The sequence below is a fragment of the Pararhodonellum marinum genome, from assembly GCF_015354735.1.
GTDB lineage: Bacteria > Bacteroidota > Bacteroidia > Cytophagales > Cyclobacteriaceae > Pararhodonellum > Pararhodonellum marinum.
On sequence record NZ_JACEFJ010000007.1, the window covers coordinates 42,343 to 65,166 of the forward strand.

Below are 22,824 nucleotides of genomic sequence, written 5' to 3' on the forward strand. Positions count from 1 at the left end.
ATTTGCAGATAGTTTCATTTATCGCATCTATGTTACCAAAAGTCAAACTATTTAAAACAAAAGTATCTGTAGGAGAATATCAGGACTATTTAAGTGCCATAACCAGCTTGGGATTATCAAAACAATCTTCTTATGTCTGTTTCGCAAATGTCCACATGCTTATGGAGGCCTATGATCATCCAGAAATCAATCAAGCTGTCAATTCAGCCGATATAGTTTCTCCTGATGGAAGACCCATTTCAGTACTTATCAAGAAAAATTATGGCATTCAACAAGGAAGAGCCTGTGGTATGGATTTGTTCCCCGACATCCTAAACTCTGCTGAAAAAAATCAATTGTCAGTATTTTTTTATGGGTCGACCCAGGAAGTTTTGGAAAAAATTGAAGAAAAAATCAACTTAGATTACCCCAAACTTAAAATTGCAGGTTCTTTTTCTCCTCCTTTCAGACAACTTTCCCCTAGCGAAGAGGAAGATGTAATATCATTGATTAATGACTCAGGAGCCAATTTAATCTTTGTTTCATTAGGTTGTCCAAAACAAGAAATGTGGATGTACCGACATAAGGGAAAGATTCACGGATGCATGATGGGATTAGGTCAGGCATTTCTTACTTTCACTGGTATGGAAAAAAGACTACCAGTATGGGCCAGAAACCTTTCCTTGGAATGGGCTTATAGACTATATCTTGAACCCAAAAGATTATGGAAAAGATATTTATATGGAAATAGTAAATTTATGTTTTTAAGTTTAAAAGCCTACCTGATTAAATAAGGCCACACATGCAAAGAAAATGTTTTTTGTTTAATCAATTCAAAACTAATTTACTTCTCATGCCTTGATTGAATTGAATGGCTTTGGGTATTGTTCAAATAGAAAAATCATGCATTTTTTTTGAAAATGGGACTGTGATTTAGGGTATGAAATTTTTGAATGAAAATGTATGGACAAAAAATTTTTGTATTTTACTAAATAGTTGATATTCAACGGATACCAATTACTTTTCAAAATCAAAACACAAACTCTCCTTTTAACTACCCCTAAGAACAATTAAGTTTTAACTGTATTTTTTTGAATTTCAAATAAATAAAAATGCTGTTTGTTCTTTATTTAAATTTTTTGCTTTATTTTTAGATTACGTTTTATTGCTGTTTTTCGGAGAAAAGAACCAATTATTCTTTAAATCAAGATTATATGTCAATTACGATTTCTAAAGTAGAAAGCATTCAAGCATTTCCTAATCACGAAGATTTCATATTTAAAAGTTTCTCCATTAATCTTTTAGATGCCTCTCAAATAAAAAGTAAGAGAATATTTGATGTAACAGTTTCATTTTTGCTGATCATTTTCGTCGGTTCTTGGTTGTTTCCATTGATTGTGCTTTTAATCAAACTGGATTCAAAAGGTCCAGCAATTTTTAAGCAATTGCGCCATGGTCAGGGAAATGTTCCCTTTTTATGTTTCAAATTCAGGAGCATGAAATATGACCCAAATGGTCAATTTATACAAGCTACAAAAGGGGATCCTAGGGTTACTAGGGTTGGCAAGTTTTTAAGAAAAACCAGTTTGGATGAATTACCACAACTTTTTAATGTGTTGATGGGTGATATGTCGTTGGTTGGTCCAAGGCCCTTTCCAATTAAATTAAACCAAGAATATTCAAATAAAATTGGCCATTTCATGTATCGACATGTCGTAAAACCAGGCATTACCGGTTTGGCTCAGTCCAAAGGTTTTCGAGGGGAAATAAAAAATTTCTATGATATGGACGCGAGATTGAAATATGACCTTTTTTACATCAAGCAGTGGAGCTTCCTATTTGATTTTGTAATTATATTTTGGACGGTCAACAGTATAATTTTTAACAACAAAAATGCGTATTAGTGTTATTTAAAAATTTCCAATTACAATAAATAATGTTTTGACTGAGCTTTGTTTCATTCCTTTTTTGTCAAATCTCCTATTATCATTTCAACAAACAAAAAAGACATTATGGTTTTGTATTCAATCTAACAAAGTGAAGGATCAGAGAATATCCCAATAAAACCCTTATACTTGAGTTTGACAGACTTATTCACCTGAATAAATCCTCAAAAACTGTTTTGTCAAGGCCTTACAAAGAGCAGGCGTGTTCCGCTGTAAGAGTTAAAAAAAGGGTATCTAAATCCACAATCTGAAAATCACTCACACTTCAAAATCTCTGCAGGGTTCTCATTGGCAGCCCTTACGGAATGGAATCCAACTATTAGCAAACAGAGCATCAATGCCACAGTTCCGGCTATGGCAAACAACTCCCAAGGGAGGTCTATCCTGTAAGAAAATGTCTGCAACCAACTATCCAAAAACAGGTAAGCTGGAATACTCCCAAATACAAATGCTATGAAAATCAATAGCACATACTCCTTGGATACAAGTAAGAGTATCTGATTGACCGAAGCACCCAATACTTTGCGGATGCTCAGTTCTTTAAGCCTTTTTGAAATGGTAAACAAAGTCAATCCAAACAGCCCCATACAACTGATCAAAATAGCCATACCCGAAGCAAATGCCAAGATCTCTTGCATTTTGGCGTCATCCTGATAAAACCTGCTGATTGTTTCATCCAGAAACACAAAGCTTCCTGATTCTAATGGGTAATGTTCTTTGTAAATGTGATCCAAAGCCAGTTTGGCCTGCATCGGCAATGTCCCGGGTTCAAGGCGTACATTAATGGTCTGATAAGGGAAAACCTCATAAAACATGATCATGGGCAGAAAAGATTCTCTTAGTGAACGGGAATGAAAATCCTTTACCACTCCTACTACCAATAGTTCCCTGTCATCGTATTCAAGCACCTCTCCTAGGATATTTTCTGGGTTTTGAAAGCCTAGAGAGAGGCTGGCAGTTTCATTGATCAGGACTTCATTCGGAATTTCCCTGAGGTTCCTGCCTGCCAAAAGCTTTAGTCCGTTAACCTTAACAAAATCTTCATCTATAGTTTTTGCTTGAACTTCGTGTTCTTTCTTTTGATCCAGGTGTGTAAATCCGATCAGTGTAGTCCATAAACCTGATGAAGCCACCATATCACTACTCAAACTGACACCTTGAACAAAAGACTCTTGCTCCAGCCTTTCCTTTATTGGAAGGTTGGTTGCCTCAGTGGAAGGATCCAAATAGGGAGCTCTCGCATACATCAATGATTCTTTATCAAATCCCAATTCCTGGCTGTTCAGAAAATTAATCTGTTTGGTGATGGCTAAAACACTTATAATAAATGCTATGGAAAGTGTAAATTGAATAACTGTCAGGTTTTTCCTCAGGAAGAACCCAAAAGAGAATCCTCTATGATCTTTTAAATCTCCCCTAATGGCCAAGTCAGGTTGGTAATTGCCCAAGATAAACGCAGGGTAAATTCCTGATAAAAAAGTCAGCACCACACTAAGTCCCAAGAGAAACAATACGTTTTCAAAGGAAAGGAAGTGGATTTGCATTCCGCCAGGCAAGTAATCCGAAAAGTAGGAAACTGTCAATTCTGTCAGAATAAAAGATACGCCTATCGCCAATCCCACCAAGAGATATGTCTCGGTCAAAAATTGCTGTATCAATTGTCCCTTACTACTTCCCATTGATTTTCGGATTCCCACCTCTTTACTTCGGTTGATAGCCTGTGCAGTTTCTAGGTTGATGAAATTTAGGCAGGCTGTCACCAACAAAATAATTCCAATGATCATTAATCCTTTCAATACCATCTTAACAGCCCTTTGGGTAGTGTATGGATGGGTAAAGTGCAGTTCTGATAGGGGCTGGATAAAAAATTGCGTATTCCTTCCTTCTTCAAGATGTATATATTTGTCCACAATTCCCGCCAACCCTGCTTCGACTTCTTCATCAGTCCAGTTCTCCTCCAATAATACAAATAGTTGGGAATTGGAATCCACAGTTGCCCATTGATCTTGGGATGATTCCAAACTGTTTCCCTTCAGGGTCATCAATGTACTCGTTGAAATGAAATCCGTAAAAGTGAAATCGGTGTTCTCGCTATAATCCTTTACAATACCGGTTACTACTGTTATCAGACTGTCCCTTTCCAAGTATAGAATTTCCTTCCCTAAAACCGCCGTAGGATCCTGTCCCGGAAAGTACTTTTGCATACTGCTTTCTGTAAGGACAACAGCATGGGGCTGCTCAAGGGCTAGGGCAGAATTTCCGGCCAACCATTCCCTTTCAAAGATCTTAAAAAAGGACGGATCGGATAAAATCACCTGGTTTGATCTGCCCAAGTTTTTATTCCCATCCGGAAGTAAAACCAGGGTATTGTGCATCGTATAAAAATGGGCCGCTTCAGCTACGCCAACCAATTCATATTTTACGGCCTCACCAAGTGGGGAAGGAACTCCGGAATTCGGCCAGGATTGGTCTCCATAAGTGGTCAAAGTAGTGATCTGAAAAATATGGTCTTTGTTGGAATGGAAACGGTCAAAACTATAAGAGAAACTGATGACATTAAAAATCACAAAGCAAACCGCAATCCCTATTGCCAATCCCAAGACGTGAATAGAAGTTCTCAGCTTATTCCTAAGGATATTTCTCCAGGCGATTTTTAGGTAGTTTTTGAGCATTTTCTATGAATATAATTTCAAAAACATTTCTGCTACATTCATGCCATCAAAAAAAGCCCACAATTCTCCCGATTGCTTAATGTCATCAATTTCTGATATCCAACTCGGACAAAATCGTCCGTTGACGGGCGAATTGAAATGAATTAGAAATACATGGTCCTTGGTATGAAAGAACAACCAAAATATGTTTCAATATACAATGGGTTCTTGTCTTCCCACTTCCCACTTCCCACTTCCTAAATTTCTAACTTCCTTCTTCCCCCCTACTCATCCTGCAATATCTTGGCAGGATTCACCAACGCAGCTTTAATAGCCTGCGAACTGACCGTCAAAAAGGCGATAAGCAATGCAAGTACTGACGTCCAAAGGAATATTTTCCAGTCAATGGAAGTTCTGTAGTCAAAGGTTTGTAGCCAGGAATCCATAAAATACCAAGCAACGGGAATCCCCAAAACAACAGAGATCAAGACCAATTTTGTAAACTCCGAGGATATCAGCCTTACCAAACCCGGCACTGAAGCACCCAACACTTTTCTGACCGATATTTCCTTCCTCCTTTGTTCGGCAATGAAAGCAGCCAACCCGAAAAGCCCCAAACAGGATATGATGATGGCCAATGCAGTGAACAATCCCATCAAATAGGATGTACGCTCCTGATTCTCAAACTTGCCTGCATGAACCTGGTCCACAAAACTGTACTCAAATGGAGCATCTGGATTGAACTTACTGAACACAGCATCAAGATTATTGATGGAACTTTTAAAATCACTTCCTTCCCTGATTCGGATATGGATAAAATCCAGATTCCGTTTTGGACCAAATACCACAATGGGCTGTACCACACCAAATGGGGATTCCATAATAAAATCCTTAACCACACCCACTACAGTAAAAGACAGGTCCCCATCCTGTATCACTTGCCCCAACGGTTCTTCAAACCCCATGATTTCCAAAGCTTTTTCATTGAGGACCACTGCATTGCTGTCACTGGGGAATTTGTATACATCAATATCCCTGCCCGCTAGCAGCTCCAACCCCGCAGTTTCCACCAAATTGGCATCTGATCCCATTCTGGCAATGTTCTGCCGATCCTCTTCATTTTTCCCCTGCCAGAGCATCCCGCCTGTATTACTATATATATCAGTCAAGGGTGAAAAAGTATAGGTCACTGATGCCACTTCCTGCATGGCCAAGAGTTCCTCCCGCAAAGCCAATTTGCTTTTTCTCATCGGTTCTGTGACCGGATGAAAAATCAGATTTTCTTTATCAAGGCCTAAGTCCCTGTTTTGGACAAAACTCATCTGATCACGAATTATCCACACGCTGGAAATCAAAATGGCCACGATAGCAAATTGTAATACCACAAGTGCCTGCCTGGGATTTATCCAATATTTCTTGGTATAGAGCTTGGATTTGAAAACGATGGAGGGGCTGAAAGAACTCAACAAAAAGGCAGGATAGCTTCCGGCCAACAAGCCTACAACCAAAATATAACCCAAACCTAACACCCAGAAATAGGGCTGCTCAAAGGGATTTTGAAGGTTTTTCCCGATCAAATCCTGGAATGATGGCAATGATAAGGATACGATCAGCAAGGCAATTCCAAAAGCAAAAAGGGTAATCATAATGGACTCAACCAAAAACTGACTTATTAAAATCCCTCGGCCTGCTCCTGTAACTTTTCTCACCCCTACTTCCTTTGCCCGATTTTCACTTTGAGCAGTACTTAGGTTGATGAAATTGATGCAGGCAATCAGCAAAACGATGATGGCCACAATTCCAAACAAGCGGATCAATTCAATCTTACCCCCGACGGATTTTCCGTTTTCAAATTTTGAATAAAGGTGCAGGTCAGACATGGGAAACAAAAAATCGCTGACATTACTGTCTTCCAGATGCCTTTCTGTAAACCCGGAAATTTTTTCATTAAAGGCATTCAGATCGGTTCCTTTTTGGAGCATGGCAAAGGTTCGGTAAGAATTGTTGCCCCAATAAGGATCCGCCCAGCCCATGGCCTCCAGTTTTTTGAAAGGGAGGAAAAAGGTGAATTCAAAATCAGTGTTTTCCGGCAAATCCTTGATGATCGCCTTGACCATAAAATCCAAGGTTTTTTCCACTGTAACCGTTTTTCCCATCGCATCCCCATCTGGAAACAATTTTTGGGCTACCGTCTCAGTAAGGATGATGGAATTGGGATCTTCCAATGCTACAATCGGATCACCTTCAATCACTTCAAAAGAAAAAATCTTGAAAAATCCTGGATCAACAAATGAACTTCTTTCATAGAAACTGTTGGATCCCACGGTAAGTATCTGCGGATCCCATTGGGTGATTCTTGTGGTTTCTTCCACTTCCGGATAATCTTCCTTCAGCGTAGGCCCATAAGGTGCCGGAGTATAATCCCAACTGTAGGTGATTCCTTGGTTTTCCGCATTCCTCCACACTGCATAGATCCGATCTGAATGCTCATAAAACCGGTCTACACTGAGTTCAAACTGAACCCAGACCATGATCAAAATGGAGGCGGCAATTCCTATTCCCAGCCCTCCGATATTGATAAATGCAAATCCTTTGCTTCGAAGGATGTTTCTCCAGGCGATTTTTAAATGATTTTTCCACATAGTCTTTCAGATTGGAAGTATATGAGTTGTCTTGTTATCTATTCATTCATAATTCCGAATTTATAATTTTATCTGTCTAGTCACTTAATTCTTGCATCTTGCCTCCCCCCTACTCGCTCCTCAGACTATCCACAGGATTCATCAATGCTGTCTTTACAGACTGGAAGCTAACGGTCATAAATGCAATCATCATGGCCATCGCCCCCGCCCCGATACCATACCACCACTCAATTTCTATTTTGTAAGCGAAATTGTCCAGCCATTTGTTTAAAAGTGCCCATGACAATGGCAGGGCAATGATCCATCCCCATAAAATCAGTTTCAAGAAGCTTTTTGAAAGCAGGGTGGTAATTTCAATCACTGAGGCACCTAAAACTTTTCTGATGCCAATTTCTTTTGTTCGCTGTAAGGTGATGTAGGAAGTCAATCCAAATAATCCAAGGCATGCGATGATGATGGCCAAACCTGAAAAGAGGCTAAAAATTTTGGCAAATTGCTCGTCACCGGCGTGTTGCCTATTGAAATAATCATCAAGGAAAAAATAATCAAATGGACTATCAAGAAAGGCCCTGTCCCATTCAGCATGGATTTGTTTCAGGGCAACGGGATAGTCCGACGTTTTGATTTTTAATGAAAAATATTCTCCAGCCCATGGGGCCATGAGGTTTTCTTTCAAAGCAAATACGATAGGTCCTACTTTCTTATGTAAGGACTCCTGATTAAAATCCCCGATCACACCAATGATGGTTTTTGAATGGGTATCATTATCGGATTCATGCCAAACGATTGTTTGGCCTACTGCCTCTTCTGCTTTATTGAATCCCAATTGCCGGATTGCAGTTTCATTAAAGACCAAAGCTCCTTGGTCCGATGCTATTTCATTGGAGAAATTTCTACCCGCCAAGAAGTTTGCACTATAAAGGTGCAGAAACTCCTCGTCTATGGCTATGATACTTATCCCCTTGCTATTGGCTATTTCAGCCGGTTTATAAAATTCTCTTGCCCAACTTAATTCCTTTCCGGGGACATTGGAGGATACGCTTACTTCCTGGACCGAAGCCAAATTTTTAACTTCACTTTTAAAAAATTCCAAATGGTGCTGATAGGTTGAATCTTTGATACCTGGTCCCTTAATAATCAGCGTTTGCCCCATGTCCAATCCTTTGTCTTGAGTTTGTAAAAAATTCAGCTGTTGACGGATACCTAGCGTTCCTACTATCAGGGCAATTGAAGCAGTAAATTGAAAAACAACCAAACCCTTCCTGAAAGAAACGCCCTGTTTTGGATTGTTAAAGGTGCCCTTGACCATTTGTATGGGCTGAAACGAGGTAAGTGCTAAAGCCGGATAGACTCCGGAGAAAATGGTGCCTGTTAAAAATAAAAGCCCGGAAAACAAAACAATATTGAAGTCAAAATTGGTATTGAAATTCCCATTGGTAAACAGCTGAAATGTGGGCATTAGTAGTTGGCCAAGAAATAAAGCCAAAACCGCCGCTAAAACATTGACCAGAAATGATTCAGTTAATAATTGCGCTATCAATTGCTTTTTGGTAGATCCCATTATTTTCCTCAATCCGATTTCTTTGGACCGTTCAAAAGATTTGGCTGTTGTCAGGTTAATAAAATTTACCCATGCAATGGTTAAAATAAAAATTGCAATAATTATCAGGTAGGTAACAGTACTTCTACTACCGTTGGCCTCTGCTTCTGCTTCCATGTTAGAGTCCAAATGTATCTTTTGAATTTGTTGTAAATCAAGTTCAGTATGATAACCTGATTTGGACCATTCCGCTAGGGTTTCGCCAAGATACTTTTCCAAAACCCCGGACATTTTTCTTTTTACCTGAGAGAGCTCATGATCAGGGAGAAGCTCTATATAAGTGTAAAAATTTCCCCAATTCCAGTCATCATCCAAGTTCCAAGGAATGGTACTGAAAGAAACAATGAAATCGGTATGGATATGGGAATTATCCGGGACATCTTTAAAAATCCCAGTGATGGTCAATTGTTTATTCCCCCCCTCTCCCATATAAAATATTATCGTTTGTCCTACTGCATCCTGACCGGGAAAATATTTTTCTGCCATGCGATCAGATATTACCACTTGATTGGGTTGGTCAAGGGCATGGTCATGATGCCCACTTTGCAATTGAAAAGAGAGCAAGTCGAGAATGACAGGGTCTGCAAAATAGATCCTTTCTTCATGGAAGCTTCTTTCTCCAGCTTTCATTACCGGGTCTGACATAAGGGGTGCCGTATGCACCAAGCGCGAGGATTGTACCACTTCAGGGATTTCGCGTAAAAGTGCAGGTGCAAGCGCAGGTGCCGTTTGAGCCCGCTCACCGACCAGTTCACCATTTAAAAAGGCATAATCAACAATTCGATATACGGTTGGCTTTCGGAAATTATCGTAACTCAACTCATGGCTCACATGCTTCAAAATCATCAGACATGCCATCATCGCCAGTGACAGTCCGAGGATATTGATCACACTGAAAATCTTGTTTTTCAGGAGATTTCGGTAAGCAACTTTGAGGTGATTGTTCCACATCATCACAATTGTTTGTTTGGTTTAAACCCATCAATCTGGAGATTTTACTTGTAATTTTATCCCCATATCACCACTACAAGTTATCGGGTTATCAGATTATTTTATGCTGCATAATTAATTCATTATTTCTTATGTCTTCCATTTTGCCTCCCCCTACTCGCTCCTCAGACTATCCACTGGATTCATCAGTGCTGTTTTGATCGATTGAAAACTCACGGTCACCATCGCTATCATCAAGGCCACCAATCCTGCAAGGACGAAATAACTCCAATGGAGGTCGATTTTGAAAGCGAAACCTGCTAGCCACTTGTTGGCCATATATAGGCTTGCCGGAACAGAAAGTAATACTGCAATGAATACCGTCTTTCCAAAATCCTGTGAAAGCAACTTCAATATACTCAAATCGGTTGCGCCCAATGTTTTGCGGATGCCGATTTCCTTGGTCCGTTGCTCGGTCATAAAACTGGCTAAACCATACAATCCAAGGCAAGCGATGAAAATTGCTAAGATAGCACAGGTCATAATTATGGAAGCTGTCCTTTCTTCCTTTTGATAATTCCTCTGGAAATCTTCATCCAAAAATGAATAGACAAATGGATCGGTTATCCCTGCACTTTTCCAAGTGGATTCAGCTTTGTCCAGTACTTCCTTGACTTTTCCGCCTTGGAAGCTTGCAATCAAATAACCGCCGTTGTTTCCTTTGATAAAGCCATATGGCTCGATGTTTTTGTGAAGACTCCTAAAGTGAAAATCCTTTACCACGCCTGCAATTTCAAAAGTATGCAGCTCTCCTCTCCACTCATAATGCACCAACCTTCCTACGGCACTCTTGACATCATATCCCAATCCTTTGACCGCAGATTCATTCAAGATCATGGTGGGACTCTCAGAAGTGAAATCTTCAGTAAATGCCTTCCCTTCCAATAAAGTAAATCCCAACGTCTCAATAAAATCATCCCCAACGACCGCATTGGTGATATTGATTACCTCATCCACAGACTTGCCCTCAGCGAAATAAAGCATGTTTTCAATATTTTCGATTCCGGGATATGCTGTGGCCACAGTTACAGATTTGATATTGGAACTCTGTAAAAGGTCAGATTTCATTGCCTCAAATTTTGCTGCTGTAAACTCACTGTTCAATGGGATGACAAGCTGTTGCGCTTTGGCAAAACCCAGGTCCTGCTTCTGAACAAAAGACAATTGCTGATTGATTACAAATACCATCAGGATCAGGCAGGCAGAGATGGCAAACTGAAATACCACAAGCACCTGCCGCAATGAAAATCCAGCCATGTTTCCCCTGAATCTACCTTTCAAAACTTTGACCGGAGTGAAACCTGAAAGGAAAAATGCAGGATAAGTCCCGGCCAATAAACCAGCTGCCGTTGCAAGAATGAAGATGGAAAGAATGGGAATAAAGCTTTGATACAAATCAATTTCTTTTCCAGTCAATTGGTTGAAATAGGGTAACAAAAGGGAGGAACCGATCAATGCGATCCCAAAGCCCAAAAGTGAAATCAAAGTAGATTCTCCCAAAAACTGTAAAATCAATGCACTTCGGTCCGCTCCTAGCAATTTTCTGATGCCAACTTCCTTCGATCTTTTCTCAGACCTTGCCGTTGCCAGATTCATAAAATTGATGCAGGCTATCAACAAAATAAATACCGCTACTGATCCGAAAACATAAAGATGGGTCTTATTCCCCTTGGCGCCAAGTTCGTATTCCATCTGTGGTTGCAGGTAGATTTCCTGAAAGGGCTGAAGCAAAAGTGATTTGCTGTAGCTTCCCATTGCCTTTAGGTCCTCCGCACCATGTCGAACAAAAAACGGATCGAGTTTACTTTCAAATACTTTTGGATCCACATTTGGCCTAAGTTTGATATAGGTATAAAAAATATTGTTGGAAGCCCAGTTGGTCATGGTCTTCACCGCACCTCCAATATCGCTGTTATCCATTGAGAGAAAGTAATTGGCATCGATATGGGACTTCACCTTGCTGTCATCAAATACGCCGGTGATCTTGTATTGAAATTCTCCAAAAGGCAAACCCACGGTTAAAGGTTGATTGATCGGGTCGGTGTCCCCAAATAGCTTTTCTGAAAGCGTTTTGGACAAAATGATGGAGTTTGGAGCCTCCAAGGCTATTTTAGGATTTCCTTTCAAAAATTGGTAGTCAAAAATCCTAAAAAATGTAGAATCTATATAATATCCTTTAGTCTCAAAAAACTGTCGTTTATCTCCATTGACCTCTACTTTGAGCAACATGTCTTCCAATCCGGGGAATTTCATGATTCTTGTAGAAACGGCTACCTCTTCAAAGTCATTTTTCAAACCTTCTGCCAATGGTCCAGGTGAACCAGCCCACAGTGCCTCGGTGGTCTCAAGTGAAACACGGTAGATCCTGTCTCCTTCTTTTGTCTGGCTGTCATAAGACAATTCATCAAAGACAAACAATCCGATCAAAAGACAGACCCCAAGTCCAACCGCCATTCCCACCACATTGATTGCCGTCAGAGATTTGTATTTCTTCAGATTTCTGAAGGAGATGATGAGGTTATTTTTCCACATGGTATTAGGAATTTAAAGTTTTGAGCGGTTCGATATGTCCTAAAGATCTTAGATTTTTTGTTCTTTAATCGGATTGCTACATATCGGGTTGCCATGTCAATTGATCCGGTATTATTAATTCTTGAATCATATTTTTATTTACTCATCAGTCAGACTTTCCACAGGATTGGCAAGCGCAGCACGGATGGCTTTCGAACCCACCGTTAATGCAGTAATTACCAATGACACGACCATCACCAACAGGAATAATTCTATGGAAATCGACGTTTTATAAGCAAATGAGGCCAACCACTCCTGAACCATGAAATAGGCCAACGGAATAGCGATAACAAAAGCCAACAAAACCAACAGAATAAATTCTTTGGAAAGCATCACTGTAATCTGAGTGATGGATGCACCAAGTACTTTTCTGATCCCGATTTCCTTTACTTTCTGGCCGACCATATACGACACCAGGCCATACAAACCAATGCAGGAAATCAATATGGCCAACACGGCAAAGATCTTGTAGACTAGCGCAAGTTTTTGCTCACTTTCGTAAAATGCAGCAATGGATTCATCCAAGAAACTTGCTGTATAGATTTGCTCAGGATAAATTTCCTCAAACTTCTCCTGAATGGCAGTCAATGTCGCCTTATCAGATGAACTGTCAAGCCGAACGGCCACTTGCCCGTAATAGGATTTCAATGAAGTAATGAGCAATTGCTTGATTTCTTCCCGTAAGGAATTGACTGTAAAATCCTTCACCACCCCGGTAATCGGAACCCAATTACCTCCGCCAAGACGGATGTTTTTACCTATTGCTTCTTCTGGTGATGGAATCAAAAGTTTCTTGGCCATGGTTTCATTGATCACCACATTTCGGATGGTATCGCTTGCCGGATAGCCTTGGCCTGCCACAAATTCCATTTCATAAAGATCAAAATAGTCCTCATCTGCAAACTTCAGGAAAGCTGGAAAAACGATATCCTCACTTTTCTGGTCAAAATAGAAGTTGGAAGCCGAATTGTTGTCTGATGAGGGTACATCCGAAGCAAGACTTGCCCCCTTGATTCCCGGAATTCTTAACAATTCCTGCTTAAACCCTTCAATCCTGACTTCATTTTTACTGTCAGAAGGCACATGGATATAATAGATCGCTTCTTTATTGAAACCCAAATCTGTGTTCTGGATCAGATTCATTTGCCTGACCGCTATCAAGGTACCTATCATCAGGATCTGCGCAATGGAAAATTGAAGGACAACCAAGCTTCTTCTAATGGAAACTCCTCCGATTTCTGCAGCCTGGAATTTATTTTTTAAAGCCTTAATGGGTTGGAACTTGGAAATAATCAACGCAGGATAGCATCCCGAAACCAAGGTCAGCAGGATCATCAATGCTGACATAAATATGAATACGGTTGGTTCAAAAAAACCAATCGTTTCCGGAACATCTGCTATTCTGTCCAAAAAAGGAAGCAAAAAATTGGCGAAAGCAAAAGATAAAATGGTAGCAACCCATACCGTAAGAAAGGTTTCTCCAAAAGACTGCAAAGCGATCTGGGATTTTGAACTGCCCATCACTTTTCGAACACCGATTTCCTTACTTTTGCCTATTGCCTGCGAAGTACTCAGGTTGACGAAATTGATCGAGGCCATGATGAGAATAAATACACCGACAAGAACCAAAGTCTGAATGGTGGATTTTCGCACCATTCTTCCACTCAGTGGTTCGAAATTCGTATTGAAATGAATCTCACTCAAAGGCTGCATGTGGTGGGATTTGATAGAAGTTCCCCTTCCTTCGAAATGCTTTTTGGAAAAATCCAAAAGCTGGCTTTGTGCCAATGCCAAATCACTGTTGGAATCCATCTGTACATACACCTGAAAATTGCTGCTTGTACTTCCCCACTCCTCCAGATCATACCCAAATTCATCCTGATGCGATCGGATGGTCTCATATGAACCCAGCAAATCGAAACCAAAATTGCTGTTTTCGGGTATATCGGCGACTATAGCTCCAACCAATATAGCCACGCCATTCGTCAGATGTAAAGATTTACCCACTGCATTTTCCCAAGATCCAAAAAATCTTGCAGCCTCGGACCTAGTCAGCACAACATGGCCAGGCTGATCCAGAACTGCGGCACTTCCCTCAATAAACTCCAGGTCAAAAAGCCCAGAATACGCCGAAGTGGAAAAAAACATCTTGTTGGATTTAAATTTATCCAAATCATCGGCATTGCTTCCTTTCAGAACGTTGACCTGCACATCACTGTAGGTAATCACAGGAACAACTTTCTCAAATCTCAGCTTTTCAGCCATCAAAGCATCCGGTAGGGGATTGGCTACCCCGGGTGTGTAATCCGTGATGTTTTCATAGGTATCATGGGTGACTATGCGATAGATTTGGTCGTATTTAGTTAGAAACTTATCATAACTCAACTCATGCTGAACCACCACAAAAAGAAGTAAAGCAGCCGTGATTCCGATGGTCAGTCCCAGGATATTGATAGCCCCGATCCATTTGCTTCGGGTCAGGGAGCGCCAGGCAATTTTGAAGTAGTTTTTAAGCATCCTTTATAAAATTAAATAACTTGTCCGCCGGGCGGATTGGAAGATTAAATTTCTTCGATCAGTTTGCAATTTCAAAGAGTCCGATTAGGTTAATTGTGAATGTGCTATTGCACTTTTTAAACTTCGGTAGATCAGAAATAGGTTGTGTCGGAACATGATAATCCGGATTGACTCAATCTGTATTGGCGAGTTTTGTGCCAATGAAAAAGTGCCAATTCAGCCGTGAAAGGAGGATAATTCCATTGAACTCATGGATTTACGGACAAAAATGTCCGTGAACGGGCAAAGTTTAAAAAAATGAGATGATCACTGAAGTTAGCTTCCCGGTCATCGACAGACTTTCGACAGTGGATTAAATTTACCTCCTGATCACTTTGGCAGAACCTGATGATGAAATGTTTTGATTACCAGGGGATCCAGAATAATATACATTTCCGGATCCGGTAGCCCTTACATTTAGGCTTTCGACTTCACCTATTTGGGTTTTTCCAGAACCGGACTTTGTAATGGTTGCTTTTTCTACTGAAATCTCCTCGCCTTTGAAGTCTCCAGAACCTGTTTGGGATAAAGAAATTTCGCCAACTGTTCCTCCTGCTACTGCAATGTAACCCGATCCAGAAATTCCTACTGATAAGTTATCCGCAAAAACTTTCTTCAAAAGGATTTTTCCTGAACCGGAGTTCCCAAGGGAAAGAGAACTAGTCAAGATATCAGATTGCACTTTTATGTTGCCTGAACCTGCGCTTTTGATTCCTTGGACTTCTCTTATCGTCACATAGATGGTTAGTCCAAGATTGCGGTAATTTCCTTTTTCCAAATAAATTTTCAAGGTATTGTCGTTCACTTCGGTAATAACCTTATCAAGCGAAATGTTGGTAGATTCCAAGCGTACTTCGTCTTTATCACCCATCTGAACAACCACATCCCAACTGCCGCCGGAATGGATTTTTGTAAAACTACCAGGGTTACGCGTTTCGGTTCTCTGAGCCAAAACGGTTATTGCCATAAAGAAAAGGGATAAAGAGAGGATGAGGGGTTTTAAATTGTTCATGGTCGGAAAGTAAAATTGGAGTTTTAAATAATGTTGCTTCCTACTGCCTATGCCACAGATTGTGCCAATGGAAAAAAGGGTCATAGAGTCATAATTTTGACCATCTATTAAGATTTCGATGTCCGTCAGGTGCTGATTTTGTCCGCTTACGGGCGAACTGAGGGAGAAGGTTGGAAAGATGAAGGGGGTTCCACATTGGACGCAAAGGTTCCACTACAAAAAAATCAAACCGCCACAACACTTCCATAAGCCTCTGCGTCCTGTAGAAGAATCTAAACTACGAATTACGAATTTTAAACCCGTTTTCAACCTATTGCTGATATTCACGCTTGTCCTTTTTGCAAGTTGTCATGAAAATGCTGAGCCCACTATTTTGTCCCAAGAATTAAAAGGTGATTATTCAAGAACTTTCCAAAGGTTTTCAGGGGAAACAACTGGTAAATTTGCTTTGGTGGAATTGAATTTTAAAAAACGGGAATTGGGAAGGAACATCCAGCATCCACAAATATCCGGCTTTGTGCAATGGCACTTACAAAATAGAAAATCAGGAAATCACCTTTACCAATGGCTGCTTTTGGACGGCAGAATTTGATTGGACATTGATGTTATCCGGGACTTACGTACTTGAACAAAGCCAAAACACCTTGAAGTTTGAAAGATTCCTTGGCACAGGTGAAAATCAGATCCGGAATGTATATGTTTTTCCGATTACCCAATAATAAATAGAAGAACTCAAACCAAGAACCAATCCGGAAAGGTCCATAAAGGTGAAAAGCCTCCTTTAAGGAAGACTTCTCTATGTTTTTTCAAATCTGAACAAAAGAAATTCTAAAAATAACAGGCTTCAAATTTCTTTGACTTACCCATATCTGAAAATAAACTTGATGTCAAATTACACGTGAGTCAGCAAGAACTCAGCATCAATATTCAGTTTTTCATGAGCTGCCTTTAAAAAAGAGACATCAGGTTCTCGTTTTCCACTCAATATCTGGGAAAGTTTAGGTGCACTAATGCCCATTACTTCAGCTAGGTTTGCTTGGGAGAGCCCAAGCTCAGCCATTTTATATTCTATAGCCTGCCTCAAAGTATTAGGTTTAATAGGCATCAGTTTCAATGTATTGTCTTCGTAGGCTTCGGCAAGTTCCGAAAGGGTGGACAACATCATTGCTTCCTCTTTTGCCAATTCATGGAAGCCACCTATAGCAGTTGCTTTTTCCAGAAGCGACTCTATTGTTTTCATTACTGCCTTGTATTCTTTTTCTGTGCGTATTTTAGTTATCATCCCGAATCAACTTAGATGGTTGAACAATCAATTTTGTCATACTCTGCATGGGTTCCAATAAAGCGGATATAAACCGTTCTAATATCAAAGAATACCATTGCTACCATTCTGTACTTATTGCCTTTGATATTGAATACATAACGGTCATTCCCAACATAGTCCACAGAATTAAAGGTCTTTTTAACTTCCGTAAATGTGGCCCAATCAGCCATTTTGGCTTTCCTCCACCAATCATTCAAAGCCTCTATGGCATCCGCATGATTTCTGCCAAATTCTATGAGCTTCGTCTTGGATATAACTACCATCAGTTTAAATTAATTTCAAAATTAGAAATTAAATTTCATTATTTGAAATTAGTTTTTATACAAAAATCTCCCGGTCCGAAGACCAAAGATTTTCATGAGAAACTTCTGTTGAAATAGCTTTGAAGAATTTTAAGAATGGAAATTCGGAAGGAGTATCCAGCATCTAAAAATTTCCGGCTTTGTGCAATGGCAATTACAAAATAGAAAATCAGGAAATCACCTTTTCCAATGACTGCTTTTGGACGGCAGAATTTAATTGGACATTGATATTATCCGGGACTTACGTACTTGAACAAAGCCAAAACACCTTGAAGTTTGAAAGATTCCTTATCACAGGTGAAAATCAGATCCGGGATGTATATTTTTTTTGGATTGTCGAGTAAAAATATTTCCTACTCATCCTTAATCGAATCCACCGGATTGGCCCAAGCTGCCCTAAGCGCCTGTGACCCTACTGTCAGAATAGCAATGATGAGTGTGAGCCCACCAGCCAAAGCAAATGTCCAAAATGATATGCCTGCCTTATAAGGAAACCCGGATTGCCAGGTGTCGAGTGCCCACCAAGAAAGCGGAAAGGCCAATAACAAGGCAATCGCTACCAAAAAGACAAACTCCTTACTGATCAATTGGATAAGGCTTTCACTGCTCGCTCCGAGAACTTTCCGGATTCCGATTTCCTTGGTTTTTTGCTGGACGGTATAGGCCGCCAAGGCAAACAAACCCAGACAGGATATTAAGATGGCGATGATCCCTCCTACCAAAAACGCCTGTCCCAATTGCTGTTCCTGTTGGTATTGAACGCCATAGCGCTCATCCATAAAGAAATAGGAAAATGGATTACCGGGAAAAATACTTTCATACGTTTCCTTTATGGATTCCAGATTTTCTTTCATTTGATCACTTTTCACTAACAGACTAAAATAACCGGAAGCCTGTGCCGGTAAAAAAACCATAGGCATGATCTCTTCTTTAAGAGACATATGGTGATAATCATTGATCACTGCCACTACCTCATAGGGAACTTCTCCCCAAAGGATATTTTGACCAACAGCAGCTTCGGCTGATCCGAATCCCAACGAAGATGCCGCTTTCTCATTGAGCATCAATTTCTTTGATTTGCCCCAACCTTGTGCAGCCTCTTCAATAGTAAAATCCCTACCTGCCAGTAAAGTGATGCCATAGGTATCCGTAAATTCCTCGTCCATGATCATCATCCCATAGGATTTGTCTTTGTCCTCCGGTCTGGGAACCATCGGCGTGATTCCGTTTGCAAAGAAATTGTAGCTGATTCCCGGCAATGCATTGGAAGTTCCCAATTTTTTCACAAAAGTCTGGGACCTGAGGGAGGATTTAAAAGCCGAAATCTTGGAGGCACCATTTTCACCTACATCACTGGGACCTTCCAAGACCAATCTCTGGGAAATATCCATTCCAAGGTTTTGGTTTTGCATAAAGCTCAGCTGATCCCTGACTGCAATGGTTCCTACTATGATGGTCACAGATATGGCAAACTGAAGCGTGACCAATGATTTCTTCAGGGTTTGGCTGTTTTTTGGTTGAAATTTGATTTGAAATTGATGACCAAATTTTCCGGACAGCACTACCACATAAATACCTGACAAGATCGTACAGATCCCAAGAATGGCAACGATCACAAACCAAAATGAAGGCAGAAAAAATGCCCCGTACCAAAGCGGCTGACCAAAGAGCTGTTCAAACGGAACTTCCAACAGATTGACAATCACACCTGTAATACCCAATGCCAGAACCATCAACAACAATGTCTCCATCATAAACTGTTGCGCCAGTTGCCAGCTACCTGCGCCGAAAACTTTTCTCATTCTGATCTCCTTAATTCTGGTCAGGATATTGGCGGCAGAGAGGTTGAGGTAATTCACATAGGCAATTCCCAAAATCATCAAGGCAATGGCTGCAAAGACCAAAACTGTACCCATACTTCCCTCAGACGGCAAAGGATCAGAGAGGGAATTTCCAAGGTGGATTTCGGACAGGGGTTGCAGTATGACCGTTTCATCTTTTGCTTCAGGATTTTGGCGGATAAATTGGGTTATCAAGTCTTCAATTTCATGCTTAGAAACTCCCTCTTTTAGGGTAACAAAATGGTTTACAAATCCAGACTCAACTCCATTCGGATCCGCCCAATCATTTCCGTTACGATTTGCCGGATTTTCCAAAGTATGGAAGGACAAAAACATTTCGCTTTTGATATCAGATCGGTCCGAAATATCCTCCAAAATCCCTACAACGGTGTAGTCCGTTTTACCGAATTGGTTGCTGATTTGGATGGTTTTCCCGACCCCGTTGGCCTTGCCAAATAATTTCCGGGCCAACTTGGAGGAAATCACTGTGGTGTTAGGTCGGGTCAGGTCCGCAATGCCGCTTTGGATAGGAAATGAAAAAGAGCTGAAAAAATCACCATCTACAAACATGACCTGACTCTCTTTAAAGGATTCTTTGGTTTCAGGGATGATCAATAATCCACCCGCTATCTGATTTGCCAGCGTATTGACGGCTTTGATATCAGAAAACTGTTCCTCCAAAATAGACGCATATCCCGGAGGAAGATAGATTTCCGGTTCATGGACCTCATCGGTCAAAACAACACGGTAAATGTTATCCTTGTTGACATGGAAATCATTGTAACTCCACTCCGATGCCACGTACGAAAAAAGCAAAAGAAAAGAACTCAGACCAAGGACCAATCCGAAAAGATTGATAGAGGTGAAAAGTCTCCTTTTCGTAAGGCTTCTCCAAGCGATGGTGAAATAGTTTCTAAGCATTGTAGAATTTGTTATTCTTACCTGTTAATTCATAAATCTTAACTGTAAAGTATCTTGAAGTATATCGATACCTGAAACCCTCATCCGCTATTCAGATTTTAAGATTTCAGAAGGATTGGCCTTATACACTTTCCATATTTGGGAACTGACTGTCATGCCTATCACAATCAATAACACAATCAATCCAGACGCTAGTGGGATCAATCCCACTCCGGAGTGAAAGGCAAAGAAAGAATCCAGGAAACTTTTTACAGTCAAATATGCCAGAACCCCACCTAAAACAGATGCTATTCCCCAACTGATGAGGTACCGGTAAATCAGCTTTTTGGACAAATCACTTATTGCAGCACCAAATATTTTCCTTATGCAAAAATCTTTGATTCTAGCATTCATGTTCAGAGAAACCAAGCCAAACAAACCCATCGCAGAAAGAAGGACAGAAAGTAGTGCTGCGAAAAGAATGATATTCTGAACGCCCCTTACATCCTCGAAAGAATTATAAAAAACATCTGCTTGAAGTTTTCCTTCAAAAAGATCTTTTGGAAAAGTATCCCGCCAGATCTTTTTGACCAAATCCATGGAGGATGCTGCTGTCCCCAAACTCATTTTTAAAGTCAGGAAATTGAAGGTACTTTCAGAACCGGAACGGATAACCATGGGTTGTATCGGATTCTGAAAGAAAGAAGCATGAAAATCTTCGACAACACCCACTATTTGGTACCTTACCGAATCTAATATAAATGAATCCTCCGTCGGAAAAGTCAACCCCAATTCATTCAAAAACTTTTCGTTGACGATAATTGATTCCTCTTGGTCAGAGATTCTATTTGGATCCAGAAACCGTCCATCCTTTAACTTCAAATCTAAAATATCAGCATAATTTCCTTCAGCATTCAGGTATTCAATTGGGTATTTCTGTTCATTGTAGGTCACTTCCTTTCTTTCTTGCCAATTGCCAACATAGTTTTCACTGCCGCTGATTTCTTCGACTGCTGCCAATGCCAAAAGCTTGTCTTTCAAATTGGAATATTCTTTTTCATCCGGTACATTGACAATGATTTTATCAGCATTATCATAACCCCAATCCCGGTTTTCATTGATGTAATTGGTTTGTAAAAATGCAACTCCCGCTACAATACTGATAATGGCCAAAGTAAACTGAAAAGTGAGCAGGACGTTGGTAAAGAAGCTTTTGCTTCCAATTTGTTGGTTGCCTTTCAATATAGTTGTTGGCTTGAAGGAGGAAACAAAAACTGCCGGATACAAACCGGAAGCTAATGTGATGAACCCTGTCAATCCAATCAGGAACATCCAGAGGTAAGGATCATGGAGGAGATCAAGTTTGAGACTTTTGTAAGCAATCTGATTAAAGCCCGGCAACAAAATAGATACAGCTAAAAGACACCCAAGAACAATTGAAAAAAAGCATACCATCAAATTCTCGCTTAGAAATTGGGCAACCAATTGTCCTTTCCGGCTTCCAATGACTTTTCGAACGCCAATTTCCTTTAGCCTACGAGTTGCCATAAGGATGGAAATATTGATGTAATTGAATACGGCCAGTATCAGAATAAACAATCCAATCACACCCAACAGAATCTGCGGACCGATTGCCAAAAAGCCAATTACGCCATTTTCAATCCCTTCAGACTTTTTCACCAAATCGGTGAAAGCTACTACATCCAACCTGAGATAGGGTCTCTCCGGATTGATTTCATTTTGTCTTCTTTTTATCTCTTCCAGCCCGGATTGGAGTTGATCAGGATTGACTCCTTTTTGCAACTGTACAAAAGTCCAAGACTCAGAATCCCAAGCTTCTTTCAAAGAAAGCGCGTCATTCAAAGGTTTGATTGTTTCGATATTTACCAAAAGATCAAAGTTGAACATTTCCATATCGTTCAACTGATTCATCACTCCCCCAACTTTATATTGAGTTTCTTGACCATTTAGGACAAGTGATAAATCCTGCCCAATGGGATTGCTGTCTCCAAATAGCTTTTCTGAAAGTTCATAAGTCAGAATTACCTGGTCAGGTTTGGCGAGAGCCTGAGCATAGCCATATTCCATTTGGTAGCTGAACATTTCCATAAATCCAGGATCCACATACATGGTGCGTTGGTTAAAACTTTCCAAATTATGGATCAATAGGGTGAATCCTGATTTGACCTGGGTTTGTGTTTTTATCTGGGAAAATTCTTCAGGAAGAAACTCTGCTATAGGATCTGCTACTGTTCCATAAGTCACTTTTCCTTCCTCTTTTTCAGCAGTGTATGTCAACTGATAAATTTCGTTTTTATTCGGTTGGAGCATTCCTTTAAACCATATCTGCTCAATAAAAAGGTAAGCAACCAAACAACAACCAACTGCACATGCCAGACCAAAGACAGAAATAAATGTTGTCCCTTTTTGCTTAATCAGGTTTCGCCAAGCGATTGTGATATAGTTTTTTAGCATGTTTAGGAAGTTAAATTAGTTGGGGCTTAATGTTC

Annotated in this window: 12 protein-coding genes; 2 read left to right on the top strand and 10 right to left on the bottom strand. The window is 40.3% G+C overall.

Annotated features, from left to right (window positions below; all coding sequences use genetic code 11):
- The first annotated feature begins 29 nt into the window (after positions 1 to 29).
- Together H1A14_RS13680 and H1A14_RS13685 are read left to right on the top strand one after the other, a co-directional pair.
- A complete protein-coding gene (locus tag H1A14_RS13680) occupies positions 30 to 773 on the top strand; it encodes a WecB/TagA/CpsF family glycosyltransferase (protein ID WP_194776840.1) in 744 nt (247 codons plus the stop codon).
- A gap of 420 nt (positions 774 to 1,193) precedes the next feature.
- The gene (locus tag H1A14_RS13685) at positions 1,194 to 1,883 is read left to right on the top strand and encodes a sugar transferase (protein WP_194776841.1); all 690 of its coding nucleotides are present in this window, start codon (positions 1,194 to 1,196) and stop codon (positions 1,881 to 1,883) included.
- 296 nt (positions 1,884 to 2,179) lie between these two features.
- Here the strand turns inward: H1A14_RS13685 and H1A14_RS13690 are convergent, their stop codons facing one another.
- From H1A14_RS13690 to H1A14_RS13735, 10 genes are all read right to left on the bottom strand, one after another.
- Entirely contained in the window at positions 2,180 to 4,597 is a 2,418-nt protein-coding gene (locus tag H1A14_RS13690) for an ABC transporter permease (protein ID WP_194776842.1), read from the bottom strand.
- A gap of 263 nt (positions 4,598 to 4,860) precedes the next feature.
- Complete coding sequence (locus tag H1A14_RS13695) at positions 4,861 to 7,218, bottom strand: ABC transporter permease (protein WP_194776843.1); 2,358 nt, start codon at positions 7,216 to 7,218, stop codon at positions 4,861 to 4,863.
- A 109-nt stretch (positions 7,219 to 7,327) separates the two neighbouring features.
- Positions 7,328 to 9,772 (bottom strand): ABC transporter permease, encoded by a 2,445-nt coding sequence (locus H1A14_RS13700; RefSeq protein WP_194776844.1) that lies wholly within the window; start codon positions 9,770 to 9,772, stop codon positions 7,328 to 7,330.
- 150 nt (positions 9,773 to 9,922) lie between these two features.
- On the bottom strand, positions 9,923 to 12,340 hold the full coding sequence (locus H1A14_RS13705) for an ABC transporter permease (protein ID WP_194776845.1): 2,418 nt from the start codon (positions 12,338 to 12,340) through the stop codon (positions 9,923 to 9,925).
- A 138-nt stretch (positions 12,341 to 12,478) separates the two neighbouring features.
- Positions 12,479 to 14,896, bottom strand: coding sequence for an ABC transporter permease (locus tag H1A14_RS13710; RefSeq protein ID WP_194776846.1), 2,418 nt, complete (start codon positions 14,894 to 14,896; stop codon positions 12,479 to 12,481).
- Positions 14,897 to 15,254: 358 nt separating this feature from the next.
- Positions 15,255 to 15,902, bottom strand: a complete 648-nt coding sequence (locus H1A14_RS13715; protein WP_194776847.1) for a head GIN domain-containing protein — start codon at positions 15,900 to 15,902, stop codon at positions 15,255 to 15,257.
- A 937-nt stretch (positions 15,903 to 16,839) separates the two neighbouring features.
- Positions 16,840 to 17,229: a helix-turn-helix domain-containing protein gene (locus H1A14_RS13720; RefSeq protein WP_194776848.1), complete on the bottom strand. Its 390-nt coding sequence runs from the start codon at positions 17,227 to 17,229 to the stop codon at positions 16,840 to 16,842.
- A gap of 11 nt (positions 17,230 to 17,240) precedes the next feature.
- Entirely contained in the window at positions 17,241 to 17,534 is a 294-nt protein-coding gene (locus H1A14_RS13725; RefSeq protein WP_194776849.1) for a type II toxin-antitoxin system HigB family toxin, read from the bottom strand.
- A gap of 392 nt (positions 17,535 to 17,926) precedes the next feature.
- A complete protein-coding gene (locus H1A14_RS13730; protein ID WP_194776850.1) occupies positions 17,927 to 20,335 on the bottom strand; it encodes an ABC transporter permease in 2,409 nt (802 codons plus the stop codon).
- 87 nt (positions 20,336 to 20,422) lie between these two features.
- A complete protein-coding gene (locus H1A14_RS13735) occupies positions 20,423 to 22,789 on the bottom strand; it encodes an ABC transporter permease (RefSeq protein ID WP_194776851.1) in 2,367 nt (788 codons plus the stop codon).
- Positions 22,790 to 22,824 lie beyond the last annotated feature (35 nt).